General features: G+C 67.5%; 27 protein-coding genes and 1 riboswitch. Of the genes, 7 read left to right on the top strand and 20 right to left on the bottom strand.

The genetic code is table 11. The features are described 5' to 3' along the window. Nucleotides 1–250: 250 nt before the first annotated feature. Entirely contained in the window at nucleotides 251–2,008 is a 1,758-nt protein-coding gene (locus B4A39_RS13580) for an amidohydrolase (RefSeq protein WP_292037047.1), read from the top strand. A gap of 6 nt (nucleotides 2,009–2,014) precedes the next feature. On the opposite strand, the gene B4A39_RS13575 is transcribed toward B4A39_RS13580, so the two are convergent. From B4A39_RS13575 to B4A39_RS13565, 3 genes are read right to left on the bottom strand one after another with little or no spacing between them, the layout of a single operon-like run. Beyond that, the gene (locus B4A39_RS13575) at nucleotides 2,015–2,632 is read right to left on the bottom strand and encodes a DUF1190 domain-containing protein (RefSeq protein ID WP_292037046.1); all 618 of its coding nucleotides are present in this window, start codon (nucleotides 2,630–2,632) and stop codon (nucleotides 2,015–2,017) included. A 5-nt stretch (nucleotides 2,633–2,637) separates the two neighbouring features. Further along, the gene (locus B4A39_RS13570; protein ID WP_292037045.1) at nucleotides 2,638–3,051 is read right to left on the bottom strand and encodes a DUF350 domain-containing protein; all 414 of its coding nucleotides are present in this window, start codon (nucleotides 3,049–3,051) and stop codon (nucleotides 2,638–2,640) included. Nucleotides 3,052–3,074: 23 nt separating this feature from the next. Then, complete coding sequence (locus tag B4A39_RS13565; protein WP_292037044.1) at nucleotides 3,075–3,722, bottom strand: DUF2491 family protein; 648 nt, start codon at nucleotides 3,720–3,722, stop codon at nucleotides 3,075–3,077. A gap of 135 nt (nucleotides 3,723–3,857) precedes the next feature. Here B4A39_RS13565 and B4A39_RS13560 point away from each other — a divergent pair, with 135 nt between their 5' ends. From B4A39_RS13560 to B4A39_RS13550, 3 genes are read left to right on the top strand one after another with little or no spacing between them, the layout of a single operon-like run. Then, nucleotides 3,858–4,553, top strand: a complete 696-nt coding sequence (locus B4A39_RS13560; RefSeq protein ID WP_292037043.1) for a YjfI family protein — start codon at nucleotides 3,858–3,860, stop codon at nucleotides 4,551–4,553. Nucleotides 4,554–4,568: 15 nt separating this feature from the next. Continuing rightward, on the top strand, nucleotides 4,569–5,309 hold the full coding sequence (locus B4A39_RS13555; RefSeq protein ID WP_292037042.1) for a PspA/IM30 family protein: 741 nt from the start codon (nucleotides 4,569–4,571) through the stop codon (nucleotides 5,307–5,309). A gap of 3 nt (nucleotides 5,310–5,312) precedes the next feature. Further along, nucleotides 5,313–6,479: a glutathionylspermidine synthase family protein gene (locus tag B4A39_RS13550; RefSeq protein ID WP_292037041.1), complete on the top strand. Its 1,167-nt coding sequence runs from the start codon at nucleotides 5,313–5,315 to the stop codon at nucleotides 6,477–6,479. A gap of 5 nt (nucleotides 6,480–6,484) precedes the next feature. Here B4A39_RS13550 and B4A39_RS13545 read toward each other — a convergent pair whose 3' ends face one another. The 4 genes from B4A39_RS13545 to B4A39_RS13530 are packed head-to-tail and all read right to left on the bottom strand — an operon-like array spanning nucleotide 6,485 to nucleotide 11,333. Continuing rightward, the gene (locus B4A39_RS13545; protein ID WP_292037040.1) at nucleotides 6,485–7,711 is read right to left on the bottom strand and encodes an SAM-dependent methyltransferase; all 1,227 of its coding nucleotides are present in this window, start codon (nucleotides 7,709–7,711) and stop codon (nucleotides 6,485–6,487) included. Between the two features lie 31 nt (nucleotides 7,712–7,742). Beyond that, nucleotides 7,743–9,203, bottom strand: a complete 1,461-nt coding sequence (locus B4A39_RS13540) for a cryptochrome/photolyase family protein (RefSeq protein ID WP_292037039.1) — start codon at nucleotides 9,201–9,203, stop codon at nucleotides 7,743–7,745. Then, nucleotides 9,193–9,996, bottom strand: coding sequence for a DUF1365 domain-containing protein (locus tag B4A39_RS13535; RefSeq protein WP_292037038.1), 804 nt, complete (start codon nucleotides 9,994–9,996; stop codon nucleotides 9,193–9,195). The genes B4A39_RS13540 and B4A39_RS13535 overlap by 11 nt, the downstream gene beginning before the upstream one ends. After that, complete coding sequence (locus B4A39_RS13530; protein WP_292037037.1) at nucleotides 9,993–11,333, bottom strand: NAD(P)/FAD-dependent oxidoreductase; 1,341 nt, start codon at nucleotides 11,331–11,333, stop codon at nucleotides 9,993–9,995. The genes B4A39_RS13535 and B4A39_RS13530 overlap by 4 nt, the downstream gene beginning before the upstream one ends. Nucleotides 11,334–11,496: 163 nt before the next feature. Between B4A39_RS13530 and B4A39_RS13525 the strand changes: the two genes are divergently transcribed. From B4A39_RS13525 to B4A39_RS13515, 3 genes are read left to right on the top strand one after another with little or no spacing between them, the layout of a single operon-like run. Next, nucleotides 11,497–12,075, top strand: a complete 579-nt coding sequence (locus tag B4A39_RS13525; protein ID WP_292037036.1) for a sigma-70 family RNA polymerase sigma factor — start codon at nucleotides 11,497–11,499, stop codon at nucleotides 12,073–12,075. Continuing rightward, entirely contained in the window at nucleotides 12,072–12,710 is a 639-nt protein-coding gene (locus B4A39_RS13520; protein ID WP_292037035.1) for a ChrR family anti-sigma-E factor, read from the top strand. Before B4A39_RS13525 ends, B4A39_RS13520 begins: the two co-directional genes overlap by 4 nt. Beyond that, nucleotides 12,707–13,510 (top strand): DUF1295 domain-containing protein, encoded by an 804-nt coding sequence (locus tag B4A39_RS13515; protein ID WP_292037034.1) that lies wholly within the window; start codon nucleotides 12,707–12,709, stop codon nucleotides 13,508–13,510. The genes B4A39_RS13520 and B4A39_RS13515 overlap by 4 nt, the downstream gene beginning before the upstream one ends. Here B4A39_RS13515 and B4A39_RS13510 read toward each other — a convergent pair. The 13 genes from B4A39_RS13510 to B4A39_RS13450 form a co-directional block, all read right to left on the bottom strand. Continuing rightward, a complete protein-coding gene (locus B4A39_RS13510) occupies nucleotides 13,507–14,043 on the bottom strand; it encodes a DUF2177 family protein (protein WP_292037033.1) in 537 nt (178 codons plus the stop codon). The two genes, B4A39_RS13515 and B4A39_RS13510, sit on opposite strands and share 4 nt — an antisense overlap. A gap of 223 nt (nucleotides 14,044–14,266) precedes the next feature. Further along, nucleotides 14,267–14,623, bottom strand: a complete 357-nt coding sequence (locus B4A39_RS13505) for an aminotransferase class I/II-fold pyridoxal phosphate-dependent enzyme (protein ID WP_292037032.1) — start codon at nucleotides 14,621–14,623, stop codon at nucleotides 14,267–14,269. 180 nt (nucleotides 14,624–14,803) lie between these two features. Then, a complete protein-coding gene (locus B4A39_RS13500) occupies nucleotides 14,804–15,175 on the bottom strand; it encodes a DUF1636 domain-containing protein (RefSeq protein ID WP_292037031.1) in 372 nt (123 codons plus the stop codon). Beyond that, nucleotides 15,175–15,783: a cob(I)yrinic acid a,c-diamide adenosyltransferase gene (gene cobO / locus B4A39_RS13495; protein WP_292037030.1), complete on the bottom strand. Its 609-nt coding sequence runs from the start codon at nucleotides 15,781–15,783 to the stop codon at nucleotides 15,175–15,177. Before cobO ends, B4A39_RS13500 begins: the two co-directional genes overlap by 1 nt. Continuing rightward, nucleotides 15,780–16,307, bottom strand: a complete 528-nt coding sequence (locus B4A39_RS13490; protein ID WP_292037029.1) for a tyrosine phosphatase family protein — start codon at nucleotides 16,305–16,307, stop codon at nucleotides 15,780–15,782. Before B4A39_RS13490 ends, cobO begins: the two co-directional genes overlap by 4 nt. Then, the gene (locus B4A39_RS13485; RefSeq protein WP_292037028.1) at nucleotides 16,304–17,071 is read right to left on the bottom strand and encodes an adenosylcobinamide-GDP ribazoletransferase; all 768 of its coding nucleotides are present in this window, start codon (nucleotides 17,069–17,071) and stop codon (nucleotides 16,304–16,306) included. The genes B4A39_RS13490 and B4A39_RS13485 overlap by 4 nt, the downstream gene beginning before the upstream one ends. Then, nucleotides 17,068–18,108 (bottom strand): nicotinate-nucleotide--dimethylbenzimidazole phosphoribosyltransferase, encoded by a 1,041-nt coding sequence (gene cobT, locus B4A39_RS13480; RefSeq protein WP_292037348.1) that lies wholly within the window; start codon nucleotides 18,106–18,108, stop codon nucleotides 17,068–17,070. The genes B4A39_RS13485 and cobT overlap by 4 nt, the downstream gene beginning before the upstream one ends. Continuing rightward, nucleotides 18,105–19,049 (bottom strand): adenosylcobinamide-phosphate synthase CbiB, encoded by a 945-nt coding sequence (gene cbiB, locus B4A39_RS13475; protein WP_292037027.1) that lies wholly within the window; start codon nucleotides 19,047–19,049, stop codon nucleotides 18,105–18,107. The genes cobT and cbiB overlap by 4 nt, the downstream gene beginning before the upstream one ends. Continuing rightward, nucleotides 19,039–19,815, bottom strand: coding sequence for an ABC transporter ATP-binding protein (locus tag B4A39_RS13470; RefSeq protein WP_292037026.1), 777 nt, complete (start codon nucleotides 19,813–19,815; stop codon nucleotides 19,039–19,041). The genes cbiB and B4A39_RS13470 overlap by 11 nt, the downstream gene beginning before the upstream one ends. Continuing rightward, nucleotides 19,812–20,795, bottom strand: coding sequence for a FecCD family ABC transporter permease (locus B4A39_RS13465; RefSeq protein ID WP_292037025.1), 984 nt, complete (start codon nucleotides 20,793–20,795; stop codon nucleotides 19,812–19,814). Before B4A39_RS13465 ends, B4A39_RS13470 begins: the two co-directional genes overlap by 4 nt. Then, the gene (locus B4A39_RS13460; protein WP_292037024.1) at nucleotides 20,792–21,643 is read right to left on the bottom strand and encodes an ABC transporter substrate-binding protein; all 852 of its coding nucleotides are present in this window, start codon (nucleotides 21,641–21,643) and stop codon (nucleotides 20,792–20,794) included. The genes B4A39_RS13465 and B4A39_RS13460 overlap by 4 nt, the downstream gene beginning before the upstream one ends. After that, nucleotides 21,640–22,650: a threonine-phosphate decarboxylase CobD gene (gene cobD / locus B4A39_RS13455; protein WP_292037023.1), complete on the bottom strand. Its 1,011-nt coding sequence runs from the start codon at nucleotides 22,648–22,650 to the stop codon at nucleotides 21,640–21,642. The genes B4A39_RS13460 and cobD overlap by 4 nt, the downstream gene beginning before the upstream one ends. 4 nt (nucleotides 22,651–22,654) lie before the next feature. Then, nucleotides 22,655–24,613 carry a TonB-dependent receptor plug domain-containing protein gene (locus B4A39_RS13450; protein WP_292037022.1) on the bottom strand — a complete coding sequence of 653 codons (1,959 nt, stop codon included), beginning with the start codon at nucleotides 24,611–24,613 and terminating at the stop codon, nucleotides 22,655–22,657. Nucleotides 24,614–24,746: 133 nt separating this feature from the next. Further along, nucleotides 24,747–24,955: riboswitch (cobalamin riboswitch) on the bottom strand. Nucleotides 24,956–24,985 lie beyond the last annotated feature (30 nt).

The following is a 24,985-nucleotide window of genomic DNA, read 5'->3' as shown; positions in this document are numbered from 1 at the left end:
GCCTGAAAACGTCTGAAATAGGGACCAAGAAATAAATACTGCTAAAACAGCAAGTTGTTTCAAAAATCGAAGCGTTTTGAAAAAGCCTGAAACCGCTCAAATAGGATTCACACCGAGGGGGTCACAGGTTCAATCCCTGTCGCGTCCACCATTTCCTCCTTTCTGACAGACCGGCCAGCGTCGCGTTCAGCGGCTGCGCTATCGAACGTCGCGGTTTAGGCGTAGCGTCCCGGCAGAAGAGGAGCGAGCCATGCCGTCTGGCGTCATCGACCCTGAGTCTGTCCGGCGATCCTCGCCCCATCGCCGCAGCCTGCTGTCAGGCGCCGGCGCGGCGGCCGGCGCCGCCTTGCTGGGAGGCCGCAGCATGGCCCAGACGCCTTCGGCCACCATCTTCACCGGCGGGCCGATCCTGACGATGGACGACGCCGCCCCGAGCGCCGAGGCCATAGCGGTGCGGAACGGCGTCATCGTCGCCGTCGGCTCGCTGGACGCCGCACGGGCCGCCGCAGGCCGCAACGTCGAGACAGTGAACCTGGACGGGCGCACCCTGGCGCCCGGCTTCTTCGATCCGCACGGCCACGTCTCCATGGTGGGGTTGCAGGCGCGCTACGCCAACCTGCTGCCCGCTCCAGACGGCGAGGGAAATGACATCGCGGCCCTGCAGCGCATCACCCGCGACTGGATGAACGCGCAGGAGCAACTGGTCCGCGACACCCGGCTGGTCATCGGCTTCGGTTACGACGACTCCCAGCTCAAGGAAGGTCGCCACCCAACGCGGACAGACCTAGACGCCATCTCCGACAGCGTGCCGATCCTGTTCATTCACCAGTCCGGCCACCTGGGCGCGGCCAACAGCGCAGCCTTGGCGGCGGCGGGCGTCACCGCCTCGACGGCCAATCCCGACGGCGGCGCCTTCCGCCGCGAGGCGGGCTCGCAAGAGCCGAACGGGGTGATGGAGGAAACCGCCCACTTCGCCGTCATGGGGGCCTTGTTCACCCGGCTGGACGCCCGGGCCAATATGGAAATGATCCGCGAGGGCGCGCGCTTCTACTCCAGCTTCGGCTACACCACCGCGCAGGACGGGCGTTCTTCGACCGGGACCTGCCAGCTGATGGCCCAGATGGCCGAGCGCGGCGATCTGCCGATCGACATCCTGTCCTTCCCCGACATCCTGACCTCGACCGATGTCATGGCGACGCCCCTGTATCGAAAGACCTACGTCGGAAAATTCCGGGTCGGCGGGGTCAAGCTGACGCTGGATGGCTCGCCGCAGGGCAAGACCGCGTGGCTGTCCCAGCCCTATTATATCCCGCCCGAGGGCCAGCCGGCGTCCTATCGCGGCTATCCGGCGGTGACGGAGCAACAGGCTCTGGACGCGATCGAGCTGGCCTTCCGGAACGACTGGCAGATCGAGGTGCACGCCAATGGCGACGCCGCCATCGACCTGCTGATCGGGGCCGTGCGCGACGCGACCCGCCGGCACGGGGCCAGTGACCGCCGTCCGGTTCTGATCCACGGGCAGACCGTCCGCATGGATCAACTGGACGATCTGAAGACGCTGGGCATCGTGCCGTCCCTCTTCCCCATGCACACCTTCTACTGGGGCGACTTCCATCGGGACTCGGTGCTGGGGCCGCGCCGGGCGGAGAGGATCTCGCCCTGCGCCTCGGCCGTGCGGCGCGGGATGCGCTTCACCAGCCACCACGACGCGCCGGTGGCCAATCCTGACGCCATGCGCGTGCTGTCCGCCACCGTCACCCGCCGCACCCGCTCGGGCGACATCCTCGGCCCCGACGAGCGCGTGCCGGTGGATATCGCGCTGAAGGCCATGACCCTGTGGGCCGCCTGGCAGCACTATGAAGACGACAGGAAGGGCTCGCTGGCCGTCGGCAAGCTGGCCGACCTGACCCTGCTGGGCGACAATCCCATGACCATCGCCCCAGACAGGCTGGCCGGGATCAAGGTGCAGGCCACCTGGAAGGAAGGCCGCGAGGTGTGGCGCCGCTAGCCTGGCCTAGCCGCCGTAGCCGCGCCCACCGCCCCCGAAGCCGCCGCGCGACACCACCGTGGTGCGGCTCTGCACCCGGCTCGGCGCCTGACGCGCCACGTCGCCATGTTCACGGCCGTTGGTCAGGATCTTGCCCGTGCGGTAGTCCCGATAGGCGTATCCCCCGCCGTAGCCGTTGGAATACTGGCCGTCCCGGTCGCGATACATCGGACCGCCGCCGCGATAGCGCCCGCCGTCCAGCATCTGGCCGATGATGAAGCCGGTCAGGAGGGGCGTAAAGAAGGAGCCGCCGCCGCTGTTGTTCGGCTGGCACTGCGAGGGGCCCCACTGGCCTTCGCATTCGGACTGGGTGGCGTAGCGCGGCGCGGTCGCCGCCGCCTGCTTCTGCGCCTCGGACTGGGCCGCGTCGCACTCGGCGTCCGAGATGTCGTTGGCGGCGCGGCATTCCTCCAGCGAGGTGTAGACCTGGACAGGCTCTGGCTCGGGCGGCGCCACGCGCTGGGGAGAACCGCAGGCGGCCAGGGAGAAGCCGGCGGTGGCCATCAGGCTGCTGACCTGCAGAACCCGCGAGCGCTTCATCCGGCGCATCGTGGTGGTTTGGGGGAGGTCCCTGGGATCGGTCATCGCGCTCACGCCGTCATGCAGGCGGCGTTCAGCAGGCCGACGCAGATGGAGATGGAGGCCAGATAGACAGCCGCTGCGATCTCCCCCGCTTCGATGCGGACCACCAGGTTGCGGAAGGCCATGCGGCTGATGGCGACGAACACCACGATCTGGATGACGCCGGCCAGCAGCGCCCAGGCCGCGAATTCCATCAGGCTGACGGTGTGCGACAGAGCCGAGGCGAGAGGCAGGACGTAGCCTATCAATGCGCCGCCCAGGGCGATCGAGGCGGCGGTGTTGCCCTCCCGGATCAGCATATGCTCGTGATAGGGCGTGACCCACTGGTAGATCAGCTTGAACGCCAAGGTGAAGGCGCCGGCCATGGCGAAGGCGATGAGGAAGGCGATCGCCCCCTGCTGAAACGTGAACCAGTCGAACATGTCTTGCGTCTCCCCAGGCGCCGTCAGGCGCGGAACTCGGCCATTTCCAGCGGAATGCCGATCATGATTTCGTGTGTCGTCTCGCCGCCCTCGGGCTGCTGTTCCAGGGCGATCATCAGTTCACGACCGCCCGCCAGGTCGCGACCGTACAGCATGCAGGTCTGGAAAATCTTGGCATAGGGCGTCGCCGCCGCGCGGTCGTCCCAGATCGTCTCCCACAGGGTGACGGGCGGCTGGATGGCGTCGCTCTCGGCGAACCAGAAGCGCGGATAGTCAGGCAAATCCTCGGCCGCGCCGTGGAAGACCGGCGCCGACAGCCGGTCTCGCCAGATGCGGCGCTCGCGCTCGCCCGGCGGATAGGCCGAGGTCCAGGGCACGAACAGGCTGAAGTCATAGCTTTCGGCGCCCGCTGCGTCGTCGCTCATGGCCTGAAGCATCACATGATCGTCGGTGTAGAAGCGGTGCACGTACTGCCCGCCGTCCAGACTGACCAGGCCCTGCGCCGTGATGTCCAGCACGTCGCGGTCGAGGGTGAAATGCGTCTCGTCGCCCAGACGACGCCAGGCCAGAGGATCCAGCGCCACCGTGCGGCCCACGGTGATGTTTCGCACCGTCGCCAGCCGTGACGCGGGTTCGCTCTTGTCCGACTGTCCGAAAAGTTTCTTGAACATGGGCGACTATCTAGCCCCGCTGCGAGCCGACGGCGAGTGGACAGGGAAGGTGCGACCGAATGATGCGGATCATGGCCTGAAATTCCGTGCTGGATTGCCCGATGTCAAGCGTTCATGTTACGCGTTACATGAAACATGAGCACACCGCCCGCCCCCTCCTCCGCCGCGACCGAACGCATTCGTGCGTGGCGACAAGCGCGTCGCGAGGCCGGTCTGGTCAAGCTGGAACTCTGGGTGCCCGAGGCCGCGCGTGAGGATGTGAAGGCCGCCGTCCGCGCCATCGTGACCGATTCGACGCGCGGGCCCCATCTTGCCGGCCGCCACCTTGCCGGCGGGGCGCGCCGCCCCACTTCTGATCTCATCATCTCTGGAGACGACCACCACATGGACGCCGTGATCGAAACCCCCTGGACCGTGCCGGCCATCAAGACGGCGCTGGACGCCTCGCCCCTGGTCCGCGACGGCGAGATGACCCTGCGCGTGCTGGAAGGCGCCGAACCGGTGCTGCTGGCCACCATGCATGAATATGGCGACCTGCCCGTCTATCTCAGCGTCGGCGGCGCCCAAATCGTCTGCTCGGTCCTGCTGTGGCCCGTGGCCGAACAGGCCGACCGCCACGCCTTCAACGAGTTCCTGCTGAAGGCCCAGCGCGTGGTGCCGCTATCCAACTTCGCCATCACAAACGTCGGCGGCGAGGACGTCTATGAGCTGATGGGCGAACTGTCGTGCAAGACGACGCTGCAGACCATTCTGATCGAGTTGCGCACCCTGGCGGAAAACGCCATCGACGCCACCGAACTGCGTGAAACCTTCGGCGCCGACGCCGCCTGATCCGGGAACCCGACCATGTCCATGCTCAGAAAACTCTCCGCCCTGTTCCGCGGCACCGCCCATGACGCGGCGCAAGGCGTCGTCGACGCCAACGCGCTGAAGATCCTGGATCAGGAGATCCGCGACGCCGACAACGCCCAGGGCAAGGCGCGCGACGACCTGGCCGGTCTGGTGGCGCGCCGCCGCATGGCCGAGAACGAGATGGCCAGCTTCCACGAGCAGATCGGCAAGTACGAAAGCTCGGCCCGGTCGGCCCTGGGTCAGGGCAAGACCGATCTGGCCCGCGAGGTAGCCGTCCGCATCGCTGAGCTGGAAGTCGAGATCAGCAGCCGCGGCCCGTTGATCGAGGACATGAAGACGGCTGAGACACGCCTGCGCACCGCCATCGCCTCGACCGACCAGAAGATCGAGACGCTTCGCCGCGAGATCGACATCGTCAAGGTCAACGAGTCCGTTCAGCGCGCCCAGACCTCCGTGGCCCTGAACTCCGCCGGCGCCCAGTCGCGCATCGGCTCGGCCGCCGACAGCCTGCAACGCATCAAGCAGCGCCAGGCCGTTCAGGAAGAGAAGCTGCGCGAGAACCAGGCGCTGGAAGACCGCCGCACCGGCGCCGATCTGGACGCCAAGCTGCGCGACGCCGGCATCCTGCCCGGCCACTCGTCGGCCGACGACGTCCTGGCCCGCCTGACCCAGAAGGACGTGACCATCGTCACCCCGCGCATTGGCCAATCGACGCCCGACAAGGACCCCGCCTGACCCATGCAGCGTCTGCGCCTTGATCCCCGCCCCCATTGGGACGCCCAGGCCGACAGCCTGGGCTTCACCTGGCGTCATACCGGCGGCGAACTCTACTGGGACGAAACCGCCGCCTACGCCTTCACGATGGCCGAGGTCGAGGACGGGATCGAGGCGCCTACCGAGGACCTTCACGCCATGTGCCTCGATCTGGTCGCCGAGGCGGTCCAGTCCGAACGGCTGATGGAGCAGCTCGATATCCCCGAGCCCATGCGGAACTACGTCGCCGAGAGCTGGAAGCGGGGCGATCCGTCGCTCTATGGCCGCTTCGACTTCGCCTATGACGGCACGGGTCCCGCCAAGCTGTACGAATACAACGCCGACACCCCCACCAGTATCTATGAGACGGCGGTCTTCCAGTGGCTGTGGCTGGAGGATCAGATCAAGGCCGGCGTCCTGCCCGCCGACGTCGATCAGTTCAACAGCCTGCACGAGAAGCTGGTGGACCGCTTCCGCGCCATCTTCCCGAACGGCGGCTTCGTCCACTTCAGCTCGGACGCCGACTTCGTCGAGGATCGGCAGACGGTGCGCTTCCTCGAAGACCTGGCGCAGCAGGCCGGGCTGGAGCCCCAGTTCGTCGCCATCGACCAGATCGGCCTGAACGCCGACGGCCAGTTCGTCGACCACGAGAACTGGGTCATCCAGGCGATGTTCAAGCTCTATCCGTGGGAGCAGATGCTGCGCGACGACTACGCCGCCCCCTTGCCGACAGCGGGTGTGACGGTGCTGGAACCGGCTTGGAAGAGCATCCTCTCCAACAAGGCCATCCTGCCCCTGCTGTGGGAACGCCACGCGGGCCACCCCAACCTGCTGGAAGCCTACTTCGAGGACGACGCCGCCCATTCAGCGCTAGGATCATCTTACGTCCGCAAGCCGCTGTTTTCGCGTGAAGGCGCCAATGTCGAACTGATCCAACAGGGCCGCAGCGCCGCCGAGGTGATCGACGGCGGCTATGGCGAAGGCCGCTGGATCCGTCAGGCCCTTTGCAACCCGCCCAGCTTCGACGGCAACCACGTCATCGTCGGCTCGTGGGTGGTAGGCGACCAGGCGGCGGGCATGAGCCTGCGCGAAGACACCAGCCTGATCACCCGCAACACCTCGCGCTTCCTGCCCCACTTCATACGGGACTGATCGCGTCAGGAAGACCGATCCAGAGCCAGTTGGATCACATCGGTCCGACCCGATCGGAAGCCAGCCTCGCAGTAGGCGAGGTAGAAGCGCCACAGGCGACGGAAGCGATCGTCGAAGCCTGCCCCTGCCCGACCGATGTCGCCCCAGGCCGCCTCGAACCGGCGCGTCCATTCGGCCAGGGTGTCGGCGTAGTCGCGACCAAAGCGCTCGGTCTCGCCCCAGGTCAGGCCTGCGGCCGCCACCACCGGCGCCAGCTTCGCCTCCGAAGGCAGCGAGCCGCCCGGGAAGACATACTTCTGAATGAAGTCCGTGCGGGCGTCGTATTCTTCAAACAGCCCGTCCTGGATGGTGATGATCTGAAGTCCGGCGCGGCCGCCCGGCTTCAGCACCTCATGGACCTTGCTGAAATAGGTCGGCCAGTATTCCCGCCCTACCGCCTCGAACATCTCGATCGACGCCACGCGATCGAACCGACCCTCCACATCGCGATAGTCGACCAGGCGAATGTCAGCCTTGTCGGCCAGCCCGGCCTCGAACAGACGCCGCCGAGCGAAGTCGTGCTGCTCGCGAGAGATGGTGACGCCGGTGACGACGGCTCCGACCTCCCGCGCCGCGAACTCGGCGAAGCCGCCCCAGCCGCATCCGATCTCGAGCACGCTGTGGCCAGCCCTCAGGTCCATCAAACGCGCCAGAGCGGCGTATTTGGCCCGCTGCGCCGCCTCCAGCGTCTGATCCGACCGCTCGAACCGCGCGGCGGAATAGGTCATCGAAGGGTCCAGCCACGCACGATAGAAGTCGTTGCCCAGGTCATAGTGGGCGTGGATATTGCGACGCGAGCCGCGACGGCTGTTCCGGTTCAGCCGGTGACCCAGCCAGTTGATCCCGTTCATCAGCGGATTGCCGTCGAACAGGCGCCGGATGTGGTCGTAGTTGTTGACCAGGGTCTCCAGCAGCACCGCCAGCTGCGGCGTCTCCCACTCGCCCGCCATATAGCCTTCGGCGAAGCCGATATCTCCGCTCTTCAGCACCCGCGCGGCGAAGTTGTAGCTGCGAATGTTCATCACGGCGGCATGGCCCGGCTGCTGACCGACCAAACGATGATGGCTGCCATCAGGCAGGATCAGGGTCAGGCGGCCCCAGGTCCAGTTCGCGGACAGGAGGCGCAGAAGCAGGTCAAACACAGGCGACCGCGACCGCTTCTGGCTCTGGACGCCGTACAAGGTGGTGGTCATGGCTTGCTGAAGCCCCGAGAAGAGAAAAGGGTCATTCTTCGTCTCCACGCCGTGATGCAGACGCGAGCGTTTTCAGAGCGTCCAATGCGCGCTCGCGCGCGTTGGCATGGTCGACTATCGGCTTCGGATAGTCCCGCCCCAGCGTCACCCCCACATCGGCCAGCACCGATGGCGGTGCGGTCCAGGGCGTCTGAATCCAACGATCCGGCAGGCTGGCGATCTCGGGGACCCAGCGCCGGACATAGGTTCCCCGAGGATCAAACTTCTCGCCCTGGGCGACCGGGTTGAAGATCCGGAAATAGGGCGAGGCGTCCGCGCCCGAGCCCGCGACCCACTGCCAATTCTGGACATTGCTCGCCAGGTCGGCGTCCGACAGCGTGTCCCAGAACCAGGCTTCGCCCTCTCGCCAGTCAATCATCAGATGCTTGACCAGGAAGGAGGCGACCACCATCCGGACGCGGTTGTGCATGGTCCCCGTCGTCCAGAGCTGACGCATTCCGGCGTCCACCAGTGGATAGCCCGTCTGCCCCGCCTTCCACGCCGCCAAGGCCTTTGGATCGTCACGCCACGGCATGGCGTCGTACTCGGCCTTGAAGGCGCGATCGGGCAGATAGGGGAAGTGATGCAGCAGATGGGCCGAGAACTCGCGCCAGCCGATCTCGGCCACGAACTTCTCGGCTTCCGCCGGCGGGACCTTTCCAGAAGCGGCGGCGCGCGCAGCCGCCACGGCTCGCCACGGACTGATCTCGCCCCAGTGCAGGTGCGCGGACAGGCCGCTGGTCCCTGCCCGATCCGGCCGATCCCGATCGGCGGCGTAAGTCTTCAGCCTCTGCTCGACGAACTGCCCCAACGCCGCCTGGGCGCCGGCTTCTCCAGGCGTTCCCGTGAACTGGGTCGACCAGTCGGGGCTGGTCGGATGCAGACACCAGTCCTCGACCGCCTCGGTGGCCAGGCCTTCCACGACCTTGATCGCGGCCGGCGCATCAATCGCCTGCGGCGCCTCGGCCTGCGCCAGCAGCGCCTTGTGAAACGGCGTGAACACCTTGTACGGCAGGCCCGACCCGTTAAGCACCGCGCCCGGCCGGCACAGGAGCGTCGCGTTGAAACCCAGACACTCCACGCCCTCGCTCTTGAGGGCGTGTGCGATGTCGGCGTCCCGGGCAAAGGCGTCCGGCTCGAACCGCCGGTTCATAAAGACCCGATCGGCCCCCGTCTCTGCAATCAGGCGATGCAGTTCGGCCTCGGCGTCTCCTCGCCGCAGGATCAGGCGCCCGCCCCGCGCTCGAAGGTCGCTCGCCAAGGCCCGAAGAGACCGATCCAGCCACCAGCGCGAGGCGCCGCCGAGACGCCGCCCTTCAGCGAAATCGTCCAGAATGTAGAGCGGGATGATCGGCCTTCCGGTTGCGATCGCAGCGTTCAGAGCCGGATTGTCGTCCAGCCGGAGATCGCGTCGAAACCACAGGATGACCGGGAGCGAGGACCTATCGTCCAAGGCGGCTCTCCCGCGCCTGACGCTGGATCGTCACCGGCTCCCACGCTGGCGGCGGCTGGCGGGTGAGACGCACGCCCTTGAGCCACAATTTCCAGGCCTCCCAATGGATGGCGGCCATGACCTTGAGGGTCATGAACGGCAGGGCGATGGCGGCCGACCAGATCTCCCGATCGGCCAGCGGCCGTCGCTCGGCGGACATGGCGGCCGTGATCAGCACCCCTTTCGCGTCCAGACCGGTGACGGTCAGATCCAGCCGTTGGCCCGGCGTGTGGCCCAGGAACTCGTAGTCCATCTCCATGTCCATGAAGGGCGAGACGTAGAGCGCCTTGGCCGCCGCCTGGCGGATCAGACCTGCCGCCTGATCTTCGTCCGGCACCGGAACGACATAGGCGTGGCGCACGCCGAAGGTGCTGGTCACCTCATAGACGATCGCCGCCAGACGCCCGTCGACCTGATGACAGTAATAGACGCTGATCGGGTTGAAGACGTAGCCCAGCACGCGCGGCATGGTCAGCAGACGGATCGGCCCGCCGCTGATCGAGATGCGTGCGCGCTGAAGCCAGGCTTCGATCTGTGGACGTAGCGCGTTCCCCGACCCGTCGCCATGGTCCCGGTCATGAAAGGACAGCAGGTTGAAGCGATTGCGCGAGAACAGGCGCAGACGTCGATCAAGACCCTCGATCTCCGCCAGATCCAGCAGCAGCCAGAAGACACGATAGTTCAGCTCGTGGACCTTCGGTCGCAATCGCCGGTGCATGACGCCGCCGCGATAGAGGGCGGAGGCCTGGGTCACGCCGCGCTCTCCAAAGCCCCTGTTAGCGACGTCGACGACAGGTGGATGCGGCCGCTCTCGTTCTCGACCGACCAGGGGCGCCGAACCCCGCCCAGTTGCTCGGCCACTGCCAGACCCGACTGCAGACCGTCTTCGTGGAAGCCGGCGCCGAAATGGGCGCCGCAGAACCAGACGCCGCCTTTCCCCTGCAGGCTCCACAGCTTCTTCTGGGCCTGAATGGCGGCATGGTTGAAGGTGGGATGTTCGTACAGTTCGCTGCGCAGCAGGGTGTCCGGGCGCGGCGGGCGCGGCGGGTTCAGGGTGACGAAGATATCCTGGCCCGGCAGGCCCTGAAGCTTGTTCATCCAATAGGTGACGCACAGGCCTTCGTCAGCGCCGATATAGTTCCAACTGGCCCAGGCCCGGCGGCGCTGCGGCATCAGGCCGGCGTCGGTGTGCAGAACCGTCAGGTTTCGGCTGTAGCGGAAAGCGCCCAGCAGTTCCTTTTCCCGCGCGGTCGGTTCTTCCAGCATGGCCAGGGCCTGATCGGCATGGGCGCCGATGACCACATGATCGAAGCGTTCGACGCCGCCCTCGCTGTCGCGCACCGTCACGCCCTGATCGGTGCGCTGCACCGCCGTCACCCCGGTGTTCAGTCGCACGTCATCGATCGCCCGCGCCATATGCTCGACATAGGTGCGGCTGCCGCCCTCAACCGTGCGCCACGTCGGACGTCCGACAAGCTTCAACAGGCCATGATTGCCGCAGAAGCGGATAAAGGCCTCGGCGGGGTAGTCCATCAAGGTGTGCGCCGGCGAGGACCAGATCGCCGCCGCCATCGGCAACAGGTGGTCGTCGCGGAAGGCTTCGCTGAAGCCCTCGCGCTTCAGGTAACCGCCCAGCGTCAGATCGGACCCCGTCAGCCCGCCCAGATCAATGGGCGCTTCGCGGTAGAAGCGCATGATTTCGCCCAGCATGGACCAGAAGCGGGGACGCAGGACGTTGCGGCGCTGGGCGAAAAGCCCGGGCGCAGCATACTCGAACCGACCGCTGTCCAGCGAGACGGCGAACGACATATCGGTCGCACGGGTCTGGACGCCCAGATGCGCGAACAGGGCGATCAGATTGGGATAGGTCGCGTCGTTGAAGCAGATGAACCCGGTGTCCACCGCCACATCGCCTGTCGCGACGCCGGCCGTCACGGTGTTGGAGTGCCCGCCGAGCCGGTCGGCCTTCTCGTACAGGGTGACCTGATGGCGTTGAGACAACAGCCAGGCCGATGACAGGGCCGCCACGCCGGAGCCGATCACGGCGATCCTGAGTTCGCCGTTTCTGGACGGGGTGGACGACTGCGACATGAGGGGCTCCGGCACGCGCCCGCCGACCATTTGCGGGCTCGCCTGTCTACGCACCGTTGCCGTGATCGGATTGCGAATGATCCAGACATTTCCACGAACCGTATTAGGCTCCATGCATGCCGAGGCCTCATCATTCACATCTTCTGCAAGGGTTTCGAGCCGCATGACGGCGGACGGCTCCTCGCATGACGCTTTTGCGCACGACCGGCTGATCGAGGCGGTGGCCCTGCGCCGCGATCGCGAAGCCTTCGCCCAGCTGTTCAGCCATTTCGCGCCACGCCTGAAGGCCTGGCTGATCAAGTCTGGCGCGACGCCGGGCGCAGCGGAGGATTTCGCGCAGGACGCCATGCTGACGGTCTGGCGCAAGGCTGATCTGTTTGACGCCAGCAAGGCGCGCGCGGCCACCTGGATCTTCACCATCGCGCGCAACCGTCGCCTCGACATGCTGCGTCGCGATGCACGCCCCCTGCCGACGCCGGAGGTCGACCTGATCGGCGAAGAGCCCCCTCGCCCCGACGCCCTCCTGTCCATGTCCCAGGATGCAGAACGGGTCCGCGAGGCGCTGTCGCGCCTCAAGCCGGATCAGGTCGAGGTCCTTCGCCTCGCCTTCTTCCTGGACAGCCCTCATTCCGAAATCGCCCGCCGGCTCGATCTGCCGCTCGGCACCGTCAAATCACGCATCCGCAACGCCATGATCAAACTTCGCCTTCTTCTCGAACCGTCAGAGGACGCGTCGCAATGAACCCGCGCCGCAATCCCTCCGAAGAGCGCCTGCTGGCCTACGCGGCAGGGACTCTCAGCCCGCCCGAAGCCGTCGTGATCGCCGCGCACCTGGCCTTGCGTCCGGCCAATGACGCCTGGGTGCGCCGCCTTCAGGTCGTCGGCGGGGAACTGCTGGAGGAGACCCCGCCCTCGCCGATGGCGGACGACGCCCTGGCCCGGGCTTTGGCGAGGATCGAGACGGACGCCGGAGAAGCCAAGGCTCCACCGCCGCTCAACGACATGGCCGAGTTGCCCGAACCCTTGCGGCGCTATGCTCTCGGACCCTGGCGCTGGCTTGGCCCCGGCATCAGGGCGCGCGACGTCCATGCGCCACGTGACGGCGACTGCCGGGTGATTTTGTTGAAGATCGATCCCGGTCGCGAAACGCCCCGACACACCCACTGTGGCGTTGAACTGACCTGCGTCCTGTCGGGCGCCTATGCCACCGGAACGGAGCGGTTCGACGTCGGAGATCTGGAGGAAGCAGACCCCGACACGCTTCACCAACCGCGCGTGGTGTCGGACGAGCCCTGCCTCTGTGTCGTCGCCCTGGACGGGGAAATCCAGCTGGACGGCTGGCTGGGCCGGTTGATGCAACCCTTCGTGAAACTGTGATCCGCCTGCTGCCGCTCTGGGGGGCGGCGGGGCTTTTTCTGATCGTGGTGATGAGCGCGGCCTGGCTGGTGCAGAGACGCACAGGCCAGGGCGGGTGGGCCGATGTCTTCTGGTCATTCGGCCTGGGCGCGGCCGGCGTCGGGGTTGCTCTTATTCCCATCGACGAGACGCCGACATCGGCGCGTCAGTGGCTTACGGCGGCGCTGATCGGCCTGTGGAGTCTGCGTCTGGGTCTGCATATCGCCGCCCGAGCCAGCAGTGAAACCGAAGATGCTCGCTACGCCCGCCTGCGCCAGGACTGGGGCCAGGACTTCCAGGTGCGGATGTTCGGTTTTCTGATGCTGCAGGCCGGCGCCGCCGCCTTCCTGGCGCTCAGCATCATGCTGGCGGCGCGCAATCCCGCGCCAGGGCTCGGGCTGCAAGACGGTCTGGCCGCCTTGATCCTGTTGTGCGCCGTTATCGGCGAGACCGTCGCCGATCGGCAACTCGCCGCCTTCAAGGCCGATCCCGCCCATAAGGGGCAGGTGTGCGATGCAGGTCTCTGGGCCTGGTCGCGACACCCCAACTACTTCTTCGAATGGCTGGGATGGTGCGCCTGGCCGGTGTTCGCGCTGAACTTCAGCGGCGTCTGGCCCTGGGGCTGGCTCGCCCTGAGCGGACCGGCCTACATCTACTGGCTGCTGACACGGGTATCGGGTGTTCCCTTGCTGGAAGCCCATATGCGACGGTCGCGCCCCGCGGCCTTCGCCGCCTACGCCGCGCGCACCAGCGTCTTTTTCCCCCGTCCGCCCAGGGGCTAGACCGGGGTCCGCAGCAACCGCATGGCCAGGGCGCAGGCCGTCGCCGACGCGCTGGCGCTGACAAAGGCGCCCCAGGCCATGTCGATCAGGGACAGCTTCAGGCTCCAGGTCTTGAGCGTCGCCAGATTGGTCAGGTCATAGGTGGCGTAGGCGAACAGACCGAACAGGCCGCCCCAGAGCAGAGCCTTCTTCCAGCCGCCCTCAGCCAATCCTGGCATGACCGCAAACAGGGTCAGTCCAGCCGCGTAGATGGCGTAGAAGGCGATGGCGGGCGCGATCCGGAACTTGTCCGCCAGCATGGTCCCGATCAAGGGCCGGTACAGCCGATCCCCCATGGTTCCCAGCCAGGCCGTGTCGATCACCGCAAAGACGATCAGGGTCAGGACGTAGGCGACGACGACGTTCATGGAATCCTCCAGCGCATTGGAAGACATACGCGCCGCGCCGCCCATCGGATCGAAGACGACGCCCGAGACCTTGCCCTTGAAGACGCCGAGGCCTCGGAGAAAACCTTTCGAGTGATAGCTCAGCATGGAAGTCGTTGCCGATGGGCACATTGACCATGGCCGCGACCTGAAGATGATACTTGCCCTGGTTCCAGCCGAGCAGCGCCGTGACGATGGGATCGTCGACGATGAAGGCGGAATCGCTTCGCGACACGCCCAAGCCGCCGCCTCCACCGTCTCTAACGTCAGACGCCCCGCGGGCGGGGCCAGCATGACAGATCGCGCGACGCCGCCCGCGCGCTCGGGCGTCTTAGGCCGGCTCGATGACGATCACCTCGTCCCCGGGCGTGATCGCGGCCATCAGATCCCCGGCGAGCGCTTCGGTAGCGCCCGAAGTGACCACGAGGTTCTCTGCCTTCAGAGCAAGCCCGTCGAAACGGTGATAGAAGTCCGCGGCGGCCGCCCGCAGTTCCGGAAGGCCGCGCGAGGGCGGATACTGGTTGCTTCGCACGCTCAGCGCTCGGGCCGCCGGCTCCAGCAAGTCCACAGGTTCAGGACCGTCCGGAAAACCCTGTCCTAGGTTGATGGCTCCCGCATCCCGCGCCAGCGCCGACATGCGCTCGAACACAGTGACCAAAAGAATGTCGAAAAGGGCGTTGCGGCGCATGACGTGAAGCGACCTCAAGACGCGCGGGTCCAGCCAGAAAAGACACGGGCCGCACGCGCGGCCCGCAGTTTCGAGGGGAAGCCTCACATGAAGCGACGTCCCCAACCTCGCACCTCGCCGCGCGCGCCCAAAGTCAGAAATCCTGCGATAACGCCCAGGTATTCTAGGTAGCATCTTGTCCTACCGATCAGCGGGCAGGCGCGCGATGAAATGGCCCTTCATGCCTTCGGGCCAATCGCGATAGGCCACGGCTCCGTTCTCGCTCGCCGCATAGAGCCGTGCGAAGGCCAGGATATCGCGTCCCGCCTCAGGCGTCGGCGAGAACCGCCCCGCCAGATAGGCGGGCTTGCCGGGCTCGGACAGATAGACGGTGCAGAAGCTGGAACACGCCCAGAGGCAGGCCTGCCCCTCGACCCGGACGTTCCCAAGCTCTGTCGAAGCCGCCGCCAGCACCTCGTCCAGAAGCGCCTGGCCTCCGGCACGGCCCCCAGCGTCAAGAGGCGCGTCTTCTGACGCCCGGCAGGTCGTGCATACGACCAGGCGGGCCGCCATCAGAACTCAACTCCGGCCTGGGCTTTTACGCCGCTGCGGAACGGGTGCTTCACCATCTGCATGTCGGTGACCAGATCGGCCGCCTCGATCAGTTCCGACGGCGCGTTGCGGCCCGTGATGACGACATGGGTGTCTGCGGGGCGGCAAGCCAGCACGTCGAGCACCTCCTGAACGGGCAGGTAGTCGTAACGCAGCGCGATGTTCAGCTCGTCGCAGACCACCATCTTCCATTCCGGGTCCATGATGCGGGCTTTGGCTGCCTCCCACGCCTCGCGCACCTTGGCGATGTCACGCGTGCGGTCCTGGGTGTCCCAGGTGAAGCCCTCGCCCATCGGCCGCATTTCGACCAGATCGGGAAAGGCGTCGAACAGGTTCTGCTCGCCGGTCTCCATCGCTCCCTTAATGAACTGGATGATCGACACCTTCATGCCGTGGCCGATCATACGGCAGACCATTCCAAGGGCGGCCGTCGTCTTGCCCTTTCCGGTTCCCGTGTGGACGATGACCAGGCCCCGCTCGACCGTCTTGGTCGCCATCATCCGGACGCGGGCGGCCTGGACCTTCTTCATCTTGTCGGCGTGACGAGCGTTCAGATCGGCGTCGGTCATCGGGGCAAGACTCCTTGTGGCGGCAGATCAAGTTCAAAAGCGGCGCCCCAGGTCGTCTCCGCTCCACGCCCGATCGCCGCGACGGCGCGGACCATGGCGCCGCCACGACCCAGCAGGCGATCGGCCAGAGCGACGATCAGCGGATTGGGCGTGGCGGTCGGCGCAGCCCGGCGCAACCTAAGCGCCCAGTCGGCCTCGCCGCCCGGCGCGGTTAGAGCGCAAGCTATGGCATAGGCCGCAGCGGTGGACCGACTGACACCCGCCCAGCAATGGAGGAGCAACGGGTCCGCGCCGTCCCAGTCGTCGGCAAAGGCCAGCAAGGCGACGACGTCCGCTTCGCTTGGCGGGATCAGGCCTTCGCGCGACGCGGCGATGTCGTTGAACCTCAGGTCCAACCGACGCACGGTCAGGTCGACCAGAGGCGGGTCGACATGGTTCGGCGACGCAAGGCTGATCAAATGGGACGGGCGATGGCGGACCGCCAGGGCGGCGACCTGATGCAGGGGCGCGACAATCAGCTTCATCCGACCACCATCCCCGCGACGGCCAGCAGGAAACCGATCTCGAACGCCTGCTCGACTGCGCCCAGAACATCCCCTGTGCGCCCGCCGATCAGCCGCCACGCCAGCCAGGCAGGAACCGCGCCGACCACAAGGCCCAGCGCAACCCCTGCGGCGCCTGCTGCCGGTGGAAGAAAAGCCAGCGGCCACACCGCAATGACCGCGGCGACCGTCAGACTGAAGAAGGAGGTCTGATCCGGTCTGCCCTCCTTGGCCATACCCGGATCGCCGCCATAAGGCATGACGGCCATGGCGCCGACCGCCGCTGCGCGCCCCAGACCGTGCGCGGCCACCAGCGTGATCGCCGCCAGCATGACCGACACCTGCAACACCATCAAGAGCGCCGCGACCCGCAAGGCCAGGGTCAGGCCCAGCGCCAGCGCGCCATAGGACCCCAGACGGCTGTCCTTCATGATCTCGAGGCGCCGCGCCCGGGTCTGACCGCCGCCCAGACCGTCGGCCGTGTCGGCCAGTCCGTCCTCATGAAAGCCGCCGGTCAGGACGACGCCGGCCGCCACCGCCAGGAGAGCCGCGATCCAGAGGCTCCAGATCTGAGCCGCACCATAGAGGGCAAGGGCCGCCAGACCGCCGACGATCTGGCCCACCAGCGGATAGTAGCGCGCGCTCTGCTGGATCCATTGCGGTTGAAACCCCGCCAGTTGCGGCGTGGGGATACGCGTCAGGAACTGGACGGCGCAGACAAACAGGCGGGTCTCGCGGCGGATCACCGCGCCGCCTCCAGCACGTCGGACAGTTCAGCAACCTCGGACAGAAGGGCGCAGGCGGCCCGGACAAGGGGCACGGCCAGCAGCGCGCCGGTCCCCTCGCCCAGACGCATCTCCAGCGCCAGCAGCGGGCGGGCGTCCATGGCCTCCAGCATCACGCGATGTCCCGCTTCGGCCGAAACATGGGCGAACAGGCAATAGTCGCGCGCGGCAGGCGCCAGTCGAACCGCCAACAAGGCCGCCGCCGTGCCGATGAAGCCGTCGATCAGCACGGGAACTCCGGCCTTGGCGGACGCCAGCAAGGCCCCCGCCATCATGGCGATCTCATACCCTCCGAACTGGACCAGGACGTCCAGGGGCTCCGTCGCGTCCGATCGAGCGGCCGCCTGATGAAGGACCGACCGCTTGCGCTCCAGACCTTCCGGTGAATGGCCCGCCCCCTGCCCCACGCAGACGTCCAGCCGCGCAGGCGCCAGTCGGTGCATCAACAGAGCCGCTGAGGCGCTGTTGCCGATGCCCATTTCACCCAGCCCGATCAGATCGGCGCCGTTGGCGATCGCCTTCCCGGCGATCCGCCCCCCGGCCAGCAACGCCGCCTCGGCCCGCTCCAGCGTCATGGCCGCGTCGACCGACGCATCGGCGGTCCCGAACGCGACCTTTGCGTGAATCAGCCCCTCGCGGTCCGAAAGGTCTGCGGCGACCCCCGCGTCGATGACCCTGACCTCGACGCCGACGGCGCGGGCGAAGGCGGTCGCGGTGGCGCGGCCCGCCAGCAGGGTGTCGACCATGGCCACGGTGACGCTCGACGGGAAGGCCGCCACGCCTGAACGGGTCAGACCGTGGTCCCCGGCGAAGACCAGCAAGGTCGGGCGGTCGACAACTGGCTTCAGCCGTCGCTGGATCAGGCCTAGCGTCAAGGCCAGTCCCTCGATCCGGCCCAGCGCGCCCCGCGGTTTGGCCTTGCCGTCAATAGCGCCTTTCAGGGCTGGCTCCAGAGTCCGGTCCAGCGCTGGAACGGCCAGCAGATCGTCCAGGGTCATTGCGGCCACACAAAGCCTCCAGTAATCAGGAGCAGCATCAACAGACCGCAAGCGACGCCGTAGACGCGCATGCCGCGGCGCAGGTCGTGGGCGCGAGGCGGCGCCCAGTCTCCGAAATCCGGGCGGTGGTTGACCACCCCGTCGTAGCGAACGGGTCCGCCCAACCGCACCCTCAACGCGCCCGCCATGGCGGCTTCCGGCCAGCCGGCGTTGGGCGAGGCGTGTTTGCCGGCGTCCCGCCACATGATGCGCCAGCCCTGTCCACCGCCCAGAGCGATCAGGACGCCGGCGATGCGCGCAGGAATCCAGTTCATCACGTCGTCGGCGCGTGCGGCGGCCCACCCAAAGGCGCGCCAGCGCGGTTCCATGTGGCCGATCATGCTGTCGGCGGTGTTGACCGCCTTGTAGGCGAACAGGCCCGGCAGGCCACCGATGACGAACCAGAAGACGGGCGCAACGACGCCGTCGCAAAAGCTTTCGGCCAGGCTCTCTAGGGCGGCGGCGGCGATCTCACCCTCGTCCATCGCACCGACGTCGCGGCCGACGATCATGCCGACAGCCTGGCGGGCAGCGGGCAGATCGCCCGCCTTCAGCGGGCGGGCGACGGCGCGGACGTGGTCGAACAGGCTGCGCGCCGCCAGACCCGTCGCCCCGCAGAGCAACAACAGCACCAGGCCGGACCAGAAGGGCGTGACAGCGACCAGTTTCTCAAGGCCCCAGCCTGCTCCACCCGCCACCAGCAGCAGGATCGCCAAGGTCAGAACGCCGAGGGCGCGTCGCGTCGTCGCCGGCCGTTCAGCGCCGTTCCAGCGTCGCTCCAGGGCGGCGATCAGGCCGCCGATCCACACGACCGGATGGCTCAGGCGGCGCGGCCAGCCGACCGCCCCTTCGACCAGGAGCGCGCCTGCGACGATCCAGGGCGTAGGCAGGCTAGCGGGCACGACCGACCATCTCCAGCACAGGGCCGCGCGCGCCCTCCAGCGTTCGCGCCTCGACGCCGTAGGCGGCTTTGAGCACTCCGGGCGACAGGGACTCGGCTGGCGCGCCGTCCGCCAAGACCCGCCCCTCGGCCAATACGATCACACGGTCCGCCACGCGCAGGGCAGCGTCGAGGTCGTGCAGGGTCAGGATGACTCCCCGCCCCTGCTCGTCGGCCAGACGTCGGAACAGGTCGCAGGCGTCCAGAACATGGCCGGGGTCGAGCCCCGCCAGAGGTTCGTCAGCCAGAAGCCATTGCGGATCGCCGGCCAGGGCTCGCGCAATCAGAACCCGCGCCCGCTCTCCTCCAGACAGACTGGACACCACACGATCGGCGAAGGCTTCCACCCCGGTCACGGCCATGGCCTGTTCCACGGCCGTCTGGTCCGCTGCGGTCAGCCCCCAGGCGCCGACATAAGGCGTGCGGCCCAGACCAACGAAGGTGCGGCCGTCCACCGCCCAGGCGATCTCCGCGTTCTGGGGCAGATAGGCGATGCGCCGCGCCCGCTCACGCGACGGCAGGTCTCGAAGCGGGTTCCCGTCCAGCATCACCTGGCCGGTGTCCGGCCGACGCAGGGCCGCCAGACAATCCAGCAAGGTGGACTTTCCCGCTCCGTTCGGTCCCACCACGGCTGTGACCAGACCGCGCGAGAAGGCCGCGCCGACGCCGTTCAGCACGAGCTTGTCGCCCAGGCGAACGGACAGGCTTTCCGCAGTCAGAAGGCTCATGCCAGCTTCCGTCTCATGCTGATCAACAGGGCCAGGAAAAAGGGCCCGCCCAGAGCCGCCATGGCGACGCCCAGCTTGATCTCTGCGGCCGAGGGCGTCAGCCGCACCAGAATGTCCGCCGCCAGGGTCAGGGCCGCGCCGCCCAGCGCGGACGGCAGCAACAGTCCGCCGGGCCGAGCGCCGACAAGGGGGCGCAGCAGGTGCGGCACGATCAGACCGACGAAGCCGATCGACCCCGTCACCGCCACCGCCGATCCGACCGCCAGAGCGGCGCCCAGCGCCAGCATGGCCCGCCCCGCATCCAGCCGAACCCCCAGCGACCGCGCCCCCGCTTCGCCCAGCGTCAGGGCGTCCAGCGTCCGTCCCTGCGTCATAAGCAACAGGCAACCGGCAATCATGCCTGGCGCCGCGAGCTTAAGCTCGACCAGGCTGCGGTCGGCCAGAGAGCCCATCAGCCAGTTGACGATCTCGTTCACCGCCCAGGGGTTGGGGGCGAGGTTCAGCGCCAGCGCCACGCCGGCCCCGGCCATCGTCTGGATCACCAGGCCGGCCAAGATGAAGGTGACGACGCTGCTGGTCGCCCCCGCCAGGGCCAGAAGCAGGCAGACGCCTGCGCCTGCGCCGACCATGGCCGCGACGGGCAACACCCAGGGCGCATTCGCCGCCGTCCCCAGATAGAAGGTCAGCACTGCCCCCAGCGCCGCCATGGTCGAGACGCCCAGCATGCCGGGATCGGCCAGCGGATTACGCGTATAGCCTTGCAGCGTCGCCCCCGTCAGACCCAACACCGCCCCCACCATCAGCGCCAGGACGGTGCGCGGCAGGCGCAGTTCGAACAGGATGGCCCAGGCCGGATCGCCGCGCTGCGACGCCCAGTCGCTCCACGGAATCCAGACCCGACCGGCGCTCATGCTAGCGAGCGACAGGGCCATGATCAGGATCAAAAGCCCGATCAGGATCAGGGGACGCGGCAAGGTCATGTCAGGGCCTCCAGCGCCGTTCGGCGCGCCTGAGCCAGGGCGGCGGCGGTCTGGATCAGGACCGGGCCGCCGCAATAAAGCAGCTTCTCTTCCAGTCTCGCCTGCACCATCCGTCCGGACAGAGAGGCCAGCGCCGGGTGGCGCATCACCCGATCGGCCCAGGTGCGGGAGCCCGGAACCGGCACGCCGCTGAGCAGGACCTGAGGCGGATCGGCCAGCAGCCGCTCGACCGGCACATTGCCCCATTTACCGAGCCCGTAGCGTCCGGCGACGTTCTCGAAGCCGGCGCGGGTCATCATCTCGTCCATCAGGGTGCCGCGCCCGGCGGCGAAACCGTTGGGCTGATAGATCAGGGCCTTCAGCGGCCGCGATCCGGGCGGCGGCGCAGCGGCGGCGATGGCGGCTTCGATGCGGGCGGTCAGGGCCTCGCCCCGAGCGGGGCGACCGACCAGACGCGCCACCTCGCGCACCTGATCCAGACTGGCCGCCACGCTGTCCGGGACGGCGAACAGTTCGGTCGGGATGTTCATGCGGCCCAGCGCATTCCGGGTGGCGAGCGCGCTGTGACGACTGGTCAGCACCAGGTCGGGCCGCAGGGCGATGACCTCCTCCGCCGTCTCCCAGGTGAAGGGCAAGGTTTTCGCCACCTCGGAAATGGTCGAGCCGACGGGCTCGCGCGCATAATGGCTGAGGGCCGCGATCTGCCCCCGGTCCGCGACGTGAACCAGGATGGCGTCGAGGCAGGCGTTCAGCGACACGACCCGCCGCGGCGACGCGCCTGCCAGAGCGGGCAGCGAGATCAGAGCCGCCCCTGCCCCAACCAGGGCGGCTCGCCGCGTCGCCGTCACGAGAACGCCTCCAGCGCACGCGCCAACCGTGGCAGGTCCCGCTCAGCCGGCACGCCGAAGCGGAGGGCGTCAGGCGAATGATCGAACGGTCGTGTCAGGATGCCTGCCCGGCACAGGTGCTGGAACCAGCGCGTCGCGTGCGGCGTGCGCGTCATGCGAAACAGGCTTGTCCCGCCCAGAACCTCGAAGCCCGCCCGCGCCAGCAGGCTGTCGAGGCCGTGCGCACGGGCGATCAGGGCCGTTACGGTTCGTCCTCGCCACGCCTTGTCCGCATAGGCCCCGCGCCCCACGGCCAGGGCGTCGGCGCCGACCGGCCAATCGCCCAGCAGCGCGCGCAGGCGCACGACCAGTTCAGGCGCGGCGAGCGTGAAACCCAACCGCACCCCGGCCAGTCCGTAGAACTTGCCGAACGAGCGCAGGACGATCAGGCCGGGTTCGACAACATCCGACACGCTTTCTTCCGGCGTGCACTCGATGAAGGATTCGTCCACCACCAGCCAGCGCCCCTCCGCCGAACGGGCGCGGGCCATAGCAATAAGGTCGGCGCGACGCGTCAGGCGACCGTCCGGGTTGTTCGGATTGACAATGACCAGCACGCCCGCCGGCGACACCGTCGCCTGATCCGCTGCGATCAGGCGAGTCGCCACGCCCGCCGCGCGCCAGGATTCGGCATGCGCGCCATAGGTGGGACCGACGATCTCGACCGAACGCACGCCGAGCAGCAGGGGCAGAAGGCGGATCGCCGCCTCAGCTCCGGCCGTCGCCGCCGTTCGATCCGGCGTCGCGCCGAACGCCGCCGCCGCGACCGCTTCGAGAGCGCCCAGGGCGCCAGGGTCGGGCAAGCGGTTCAGCGCCTCCTCCGGCGCGCGGGGCCCTCGCCAAGGCTCGGGATTGATCCCAGTGGAAAGGTCCAGCCAAGGGCGCGGCGCGTCAGGATAGGCGGCGGCGGCCTTCATCAGGCCGCCGCCGTGCCGGGTCGCCGTCGTCAGAAACGCGGCGTCATGCATCGGATCAGAACCGGACGCGAACGCCGCCGAACACGCCTTGGCCCGGCGTGCCGTAGTTCAGGACCGTCTGATACTCCTCGTCGAAGGCGTTCTCGATCCGACCATAAACTTCCAGATTGTCGTTGATCGGATAGGAGGCGCGGATATCGACCAGGGTGTATTCGTCCACGACGACGGTGTTGGCGTCGTTGTTGAACGTCTCACCGACATAGCGCACGGCCACGCCGGTCTTCAGCCCAAAGGCCCAGGCGTAGTCGGCGGCCAGATTGGCCATGTGCTCGGGCCGGCGCGTCAGGCGCTTGCCGTCCGTAGCGCCCGAGGCGCTCTTGGCGTCGGTCCAGGTGTAGTTGGCGCTGACATTCAGACGGTCGGTCACATCAACGCGGCCGATCAGTTCGACGCCCTGGGTCTCGGTCTTCTGGACGTTCTTGTAGTAGCCCCAGCGGCCGATGCCGTTGACGGTGCACAGGGGATCGGTCGAGGGCGTCGAGCAGCCGTTGTAGCGGATCTCGTTGTCGGCCTGACGGTTGAAGTAGGTCGCGGAGACCACGGCCCGGTCGAACAGACGCTGCTCGACGCCGAACTCCCAGCTGTCGAACTCTTCCGGCTGCAGCGTCAGATTGCCGTACTCGCTGTAGAGCTCATACAGACCCGGCGCGCGGAAACCCTGACCCCAGCTGGCGCGCACGACCGTGTCGCCGTCGTTCAGGGCCCAGGCCGCAGCGACCTGCCCCAGCAGGTTGTCGCCGTATTGGGCGTGGTCGTCGTAACGCAGGCCGCCGGTCAGGGTCAGACCGTCAAGCACCGTCCACTGAACCTGGGCGTAGGCGCTGTCGAGGTCCGCCTGGCCGCGCGAGAAGGCGGGGTTCAGGTTGAAGGCCGACGGCGAGCGGGTGCGCATTTCCGAACGCTCGCTCTCGATGCCGAAGGTGGTGTTCAGCGCCTCGGTGACAGCGAACGTTCCCTGATATTCCCAGCGACGGTTCTCGCCCGCCGCGTCGAAGGTCAGGGGTTGAACCAGGGTCGCGGGATTGTAGTTGCGCCGGTTGGTGTCGGTGTAGGCGTAGCCGATGCGGTTGCGGAAACGGCCATCCAGCAGATCGAAATTCAGGCCGGCATAGCCGACAAGTTCCTTGGTCTTGCCGTACTCGCGGCTGTCGCCGTTAAAGGCGTCGAAGTCGTTCTGACCGTTCGACCAGACCGAGCGCAGGTCCAGCGACACCGCGTCCGTGATCTTCAGATTCAGGCGGCCCGACAGGCCCGTGTTGGTGTAGCCGTCGTCTTCCTTGCCGGCGGCGAAGGCCGAGAAACCGTCGGTGTCGTAACGGCTGGCGGCCAGGCGCCAGCTCAGGCGATCATTGGCGCCGCCGATACCGCCACGGAAGTAGGTGGTGCCGCGCGCGCCGGCCTCGGCGTCGAGCGAGCCTTGCAGCGCCTCTGTCGGCTCGGCGGTGACGATATTGACCACGCCGCCGATGGCTTGGCTGCCCCACAGTGTCGACTGTGCGCCACGCAGCACTTCGATGCGGGCGGTGTCGCCGACCAGCAGGTTGCCGAAGTTGAAGCCGCCCTGGGTCGAGGACGGGTCGTTCAGCTTGACCCCGTCGATCAGAACGACGGTGTGCTGGCTCTCGGCGCCGCGAATGTTCAGGCCCGTCGTCGTGCCGACGCCGCCGTTGCGGGTGAAGCTGACGCCCGGCGTCTGAGCCAGAAGCTCGGCCACGGCCGGGGTCTGACGCGCCTCGATGGCGGCCTGGGTCAGGACCGTGACCGAGGCGCCGACGCGTTCGATCGGCTGCGCCGAACGGTTGGCGGTGACGATGACGTCGGCCACGGCGGTGGCGCCGGCGCGACCAGCCACATCAGGGGCGGCGGCTTGCTGATCAGTGACTTCGGCGGCAAAGGCCGGGGCGGCGGCCAGAAGGCTGGCGGCGGCCAGGCTAGCGAATGCGATTCGGTTCATTCCGGTTCTCCATATGACGACGCCGCGCCGGACCAACCTCCGCTCTGGATAAGCGAAAGCGGCCGCTGACGCGGCTGGTTTACGACTGTCGTCACACGAGTTGCCTCGACCGCTCGGCACATCCCGACCGCGCGGAGAACGACGGCGACAGGCAGGTCTCCTGGCTCGCGGATCAAGGCCGGTGCGCGTCGCCTTCCCAGAAATCGTTCAGGCCGTGGCCTTCCGGACCGCCAGTGGCGTATGACGCGCGGGCTAGCCGCTTACAGTTGCGGGAACAGCCGGAGTTTCACACTCCGTTCCCTTTTGATCCCCTTTCGGGGAACCTGACGCGATCGTGGCAGTAGGGCTGCGCGCAGCTCAGGTCAACCGGAG

Source organism: Brevundimonas sp. UBA4553 (assembly GCF_002387245.1).
GTDB lineage: Bacteria > Pseudomonadota > Alphaproteobacteria > Caulobacterales > Caulobacteraceae > Brevundimonas.
The sequence above is the reverse complement of the archived record's forward strand: the minus strand, read 5'-3'. Positions and strand labels throughout refer to the sequence as shown.

Bases quoted from the DNA above. Each gene is read 5' to 3' on its own strand.
- B4A39_RS13565 (WP_292037044.1), bottom strand. From the start codon at position 3,722: ATGTTCAAGAAACTTTTCGGACAGTCGGACAAGAGCGAACCCGCGTCA.
- cobO (WP_292037030.1), bottom strand. From the start codon at position 15,783: ATGACCGACGCCGATCTGAACGCTCGTCACGCCGACAAGATGAAGAAG.
- B4A39_RS13530 (WP_292037037.1), bottom strand. From the start codon at position 11,333: ATGTCGCAGTCGTCCACCCCGTCCAGAAACGGCGAACTCAGGATCGCC.
- cobD (WP_292037023.1), bottom strand. From the start codon at position 22,650: ATGCATGACGCCGCGTTTCTGACGACGGCGACCCGGCACGGCGGCGGC.
- B4A39_RS13545 (WP_292037040.1), bottom strand. From the start codon at position 7,711: ATGACCACCACCTTGTACGGCGTCCAGAGCCAGAAGCGGTCGCGGTCG.
- B4A39_RS13570 (WP_292037045.1), bottom strand. From the start codon at position 3,051: ATGTTCGACTGGTTCACGTTTCAGCAGGGGGCGATCGCCTTCCTCATC.
- B4A39_RS13580 (WP_292037047.1), top strand. From the start codon at position 251: ATGCCGTCTGGCGTCATCGACCCTGAGTCTGTCCGGCGATCCTCGCCC.
- B4A39_RS13510 (WP_292037033.1), bottom strand. From the start codon at position 14,043: ATGCTGAGCTATCACTCGAAAGGTTTTCTCCGAGGCCTCGGCGTCTTC.
- B4A39_RS13490 (WP_292037029.1), bottom strand. From the start codon at position 16,307: ATGAAGCTGATTGTCGCGCCCCTGCATCAGGTCGCCGCCCTGGCGGTC.
- B4A39_RS13575 (WP_292037046.1), bottom strand. From the start codon at position 2,632: ATGACCGATCCCAGGGACCTCCCCCAAACCACCACGATGCGCCGGATG.
- B4A39_RS13470 (WP_292037026.1), bottom strand. From the start codon at position 19,815: ATGAGCCTTCTGACTGCGGAAAGCCTGTCCGTTCGCCTGGGCGACAAG.
- B4A39_RS13560 (WP_292037043.1), top strand. From the start codon at position 3,858: ATGAGCACACCGCCCGCCCCCTCCTCCGCCGCGACCGAACGCATTCGT.
- B4A39_RS13550 (WP_292037041.1), top strand. From the start codon at position 5,313: ATGCAGCGTCTGCGCCTTGATCCCCGCCCCCATTGGGACGCCCAGGCC.
- B4A39_RS13450 (WP_292037022.1), bottom strand. From the start codon at position 24,613: ATGAACCGAATCGCATTCGCTAGCCTGGCCGCCGCCAGCCTTCTGGCC.
- B4A39_RS13555 (WP_292037042.1), top strand. From the start codon at position 4,569: ATGTCCATGCTCAGAAAACTCTCCGCCCTGTTCCGCGGCACCGCCCAT.
- B4A39_RS13500 (WP_292037031.1), bottom strand. From the start codon at position 15,175: ATGGCGGCCCGCCTGGTCGTATGCACGACCTGCCGGGCGTCAGAAGAC.
- cobT (WP_292037348.1), bottom strand. From the start codon at position 18,108: ATGACCCTGGACGATCTGCTGGCCGTTCCAGCGCTGGACCGGACTCTG.
- B4A39_RS13520 (WP_292037035.1), top strand. From the start codon at position 12,072: ATGAACCCGCGCCGCAATCCCTCCGAAGAGCGCCTGCTGGCCTACGCG.
- B4A39_RS13525 (WP_292037036.1), top strand. From the start codon at position 11,497: ATGACGGCGGACGGCTCCTCGCATGACGCTTTTGCGCACGACCGGCTG.
- B4A39_RS13505 (WP_292037032.1), bottom strand. From the start codon at position 14,623: ATGCGCCGCAACGCCCTTTTCGACATTCTTTTGGTCACTGTGTTCGAG.
- B4A39_RS13465 (WP_292037025.1), bottom strand. From the start codon at position 20,795: ATGACCTTGCCGCGTCCCCTGATCCTGATCGGGCTTTTGATCCTGATC.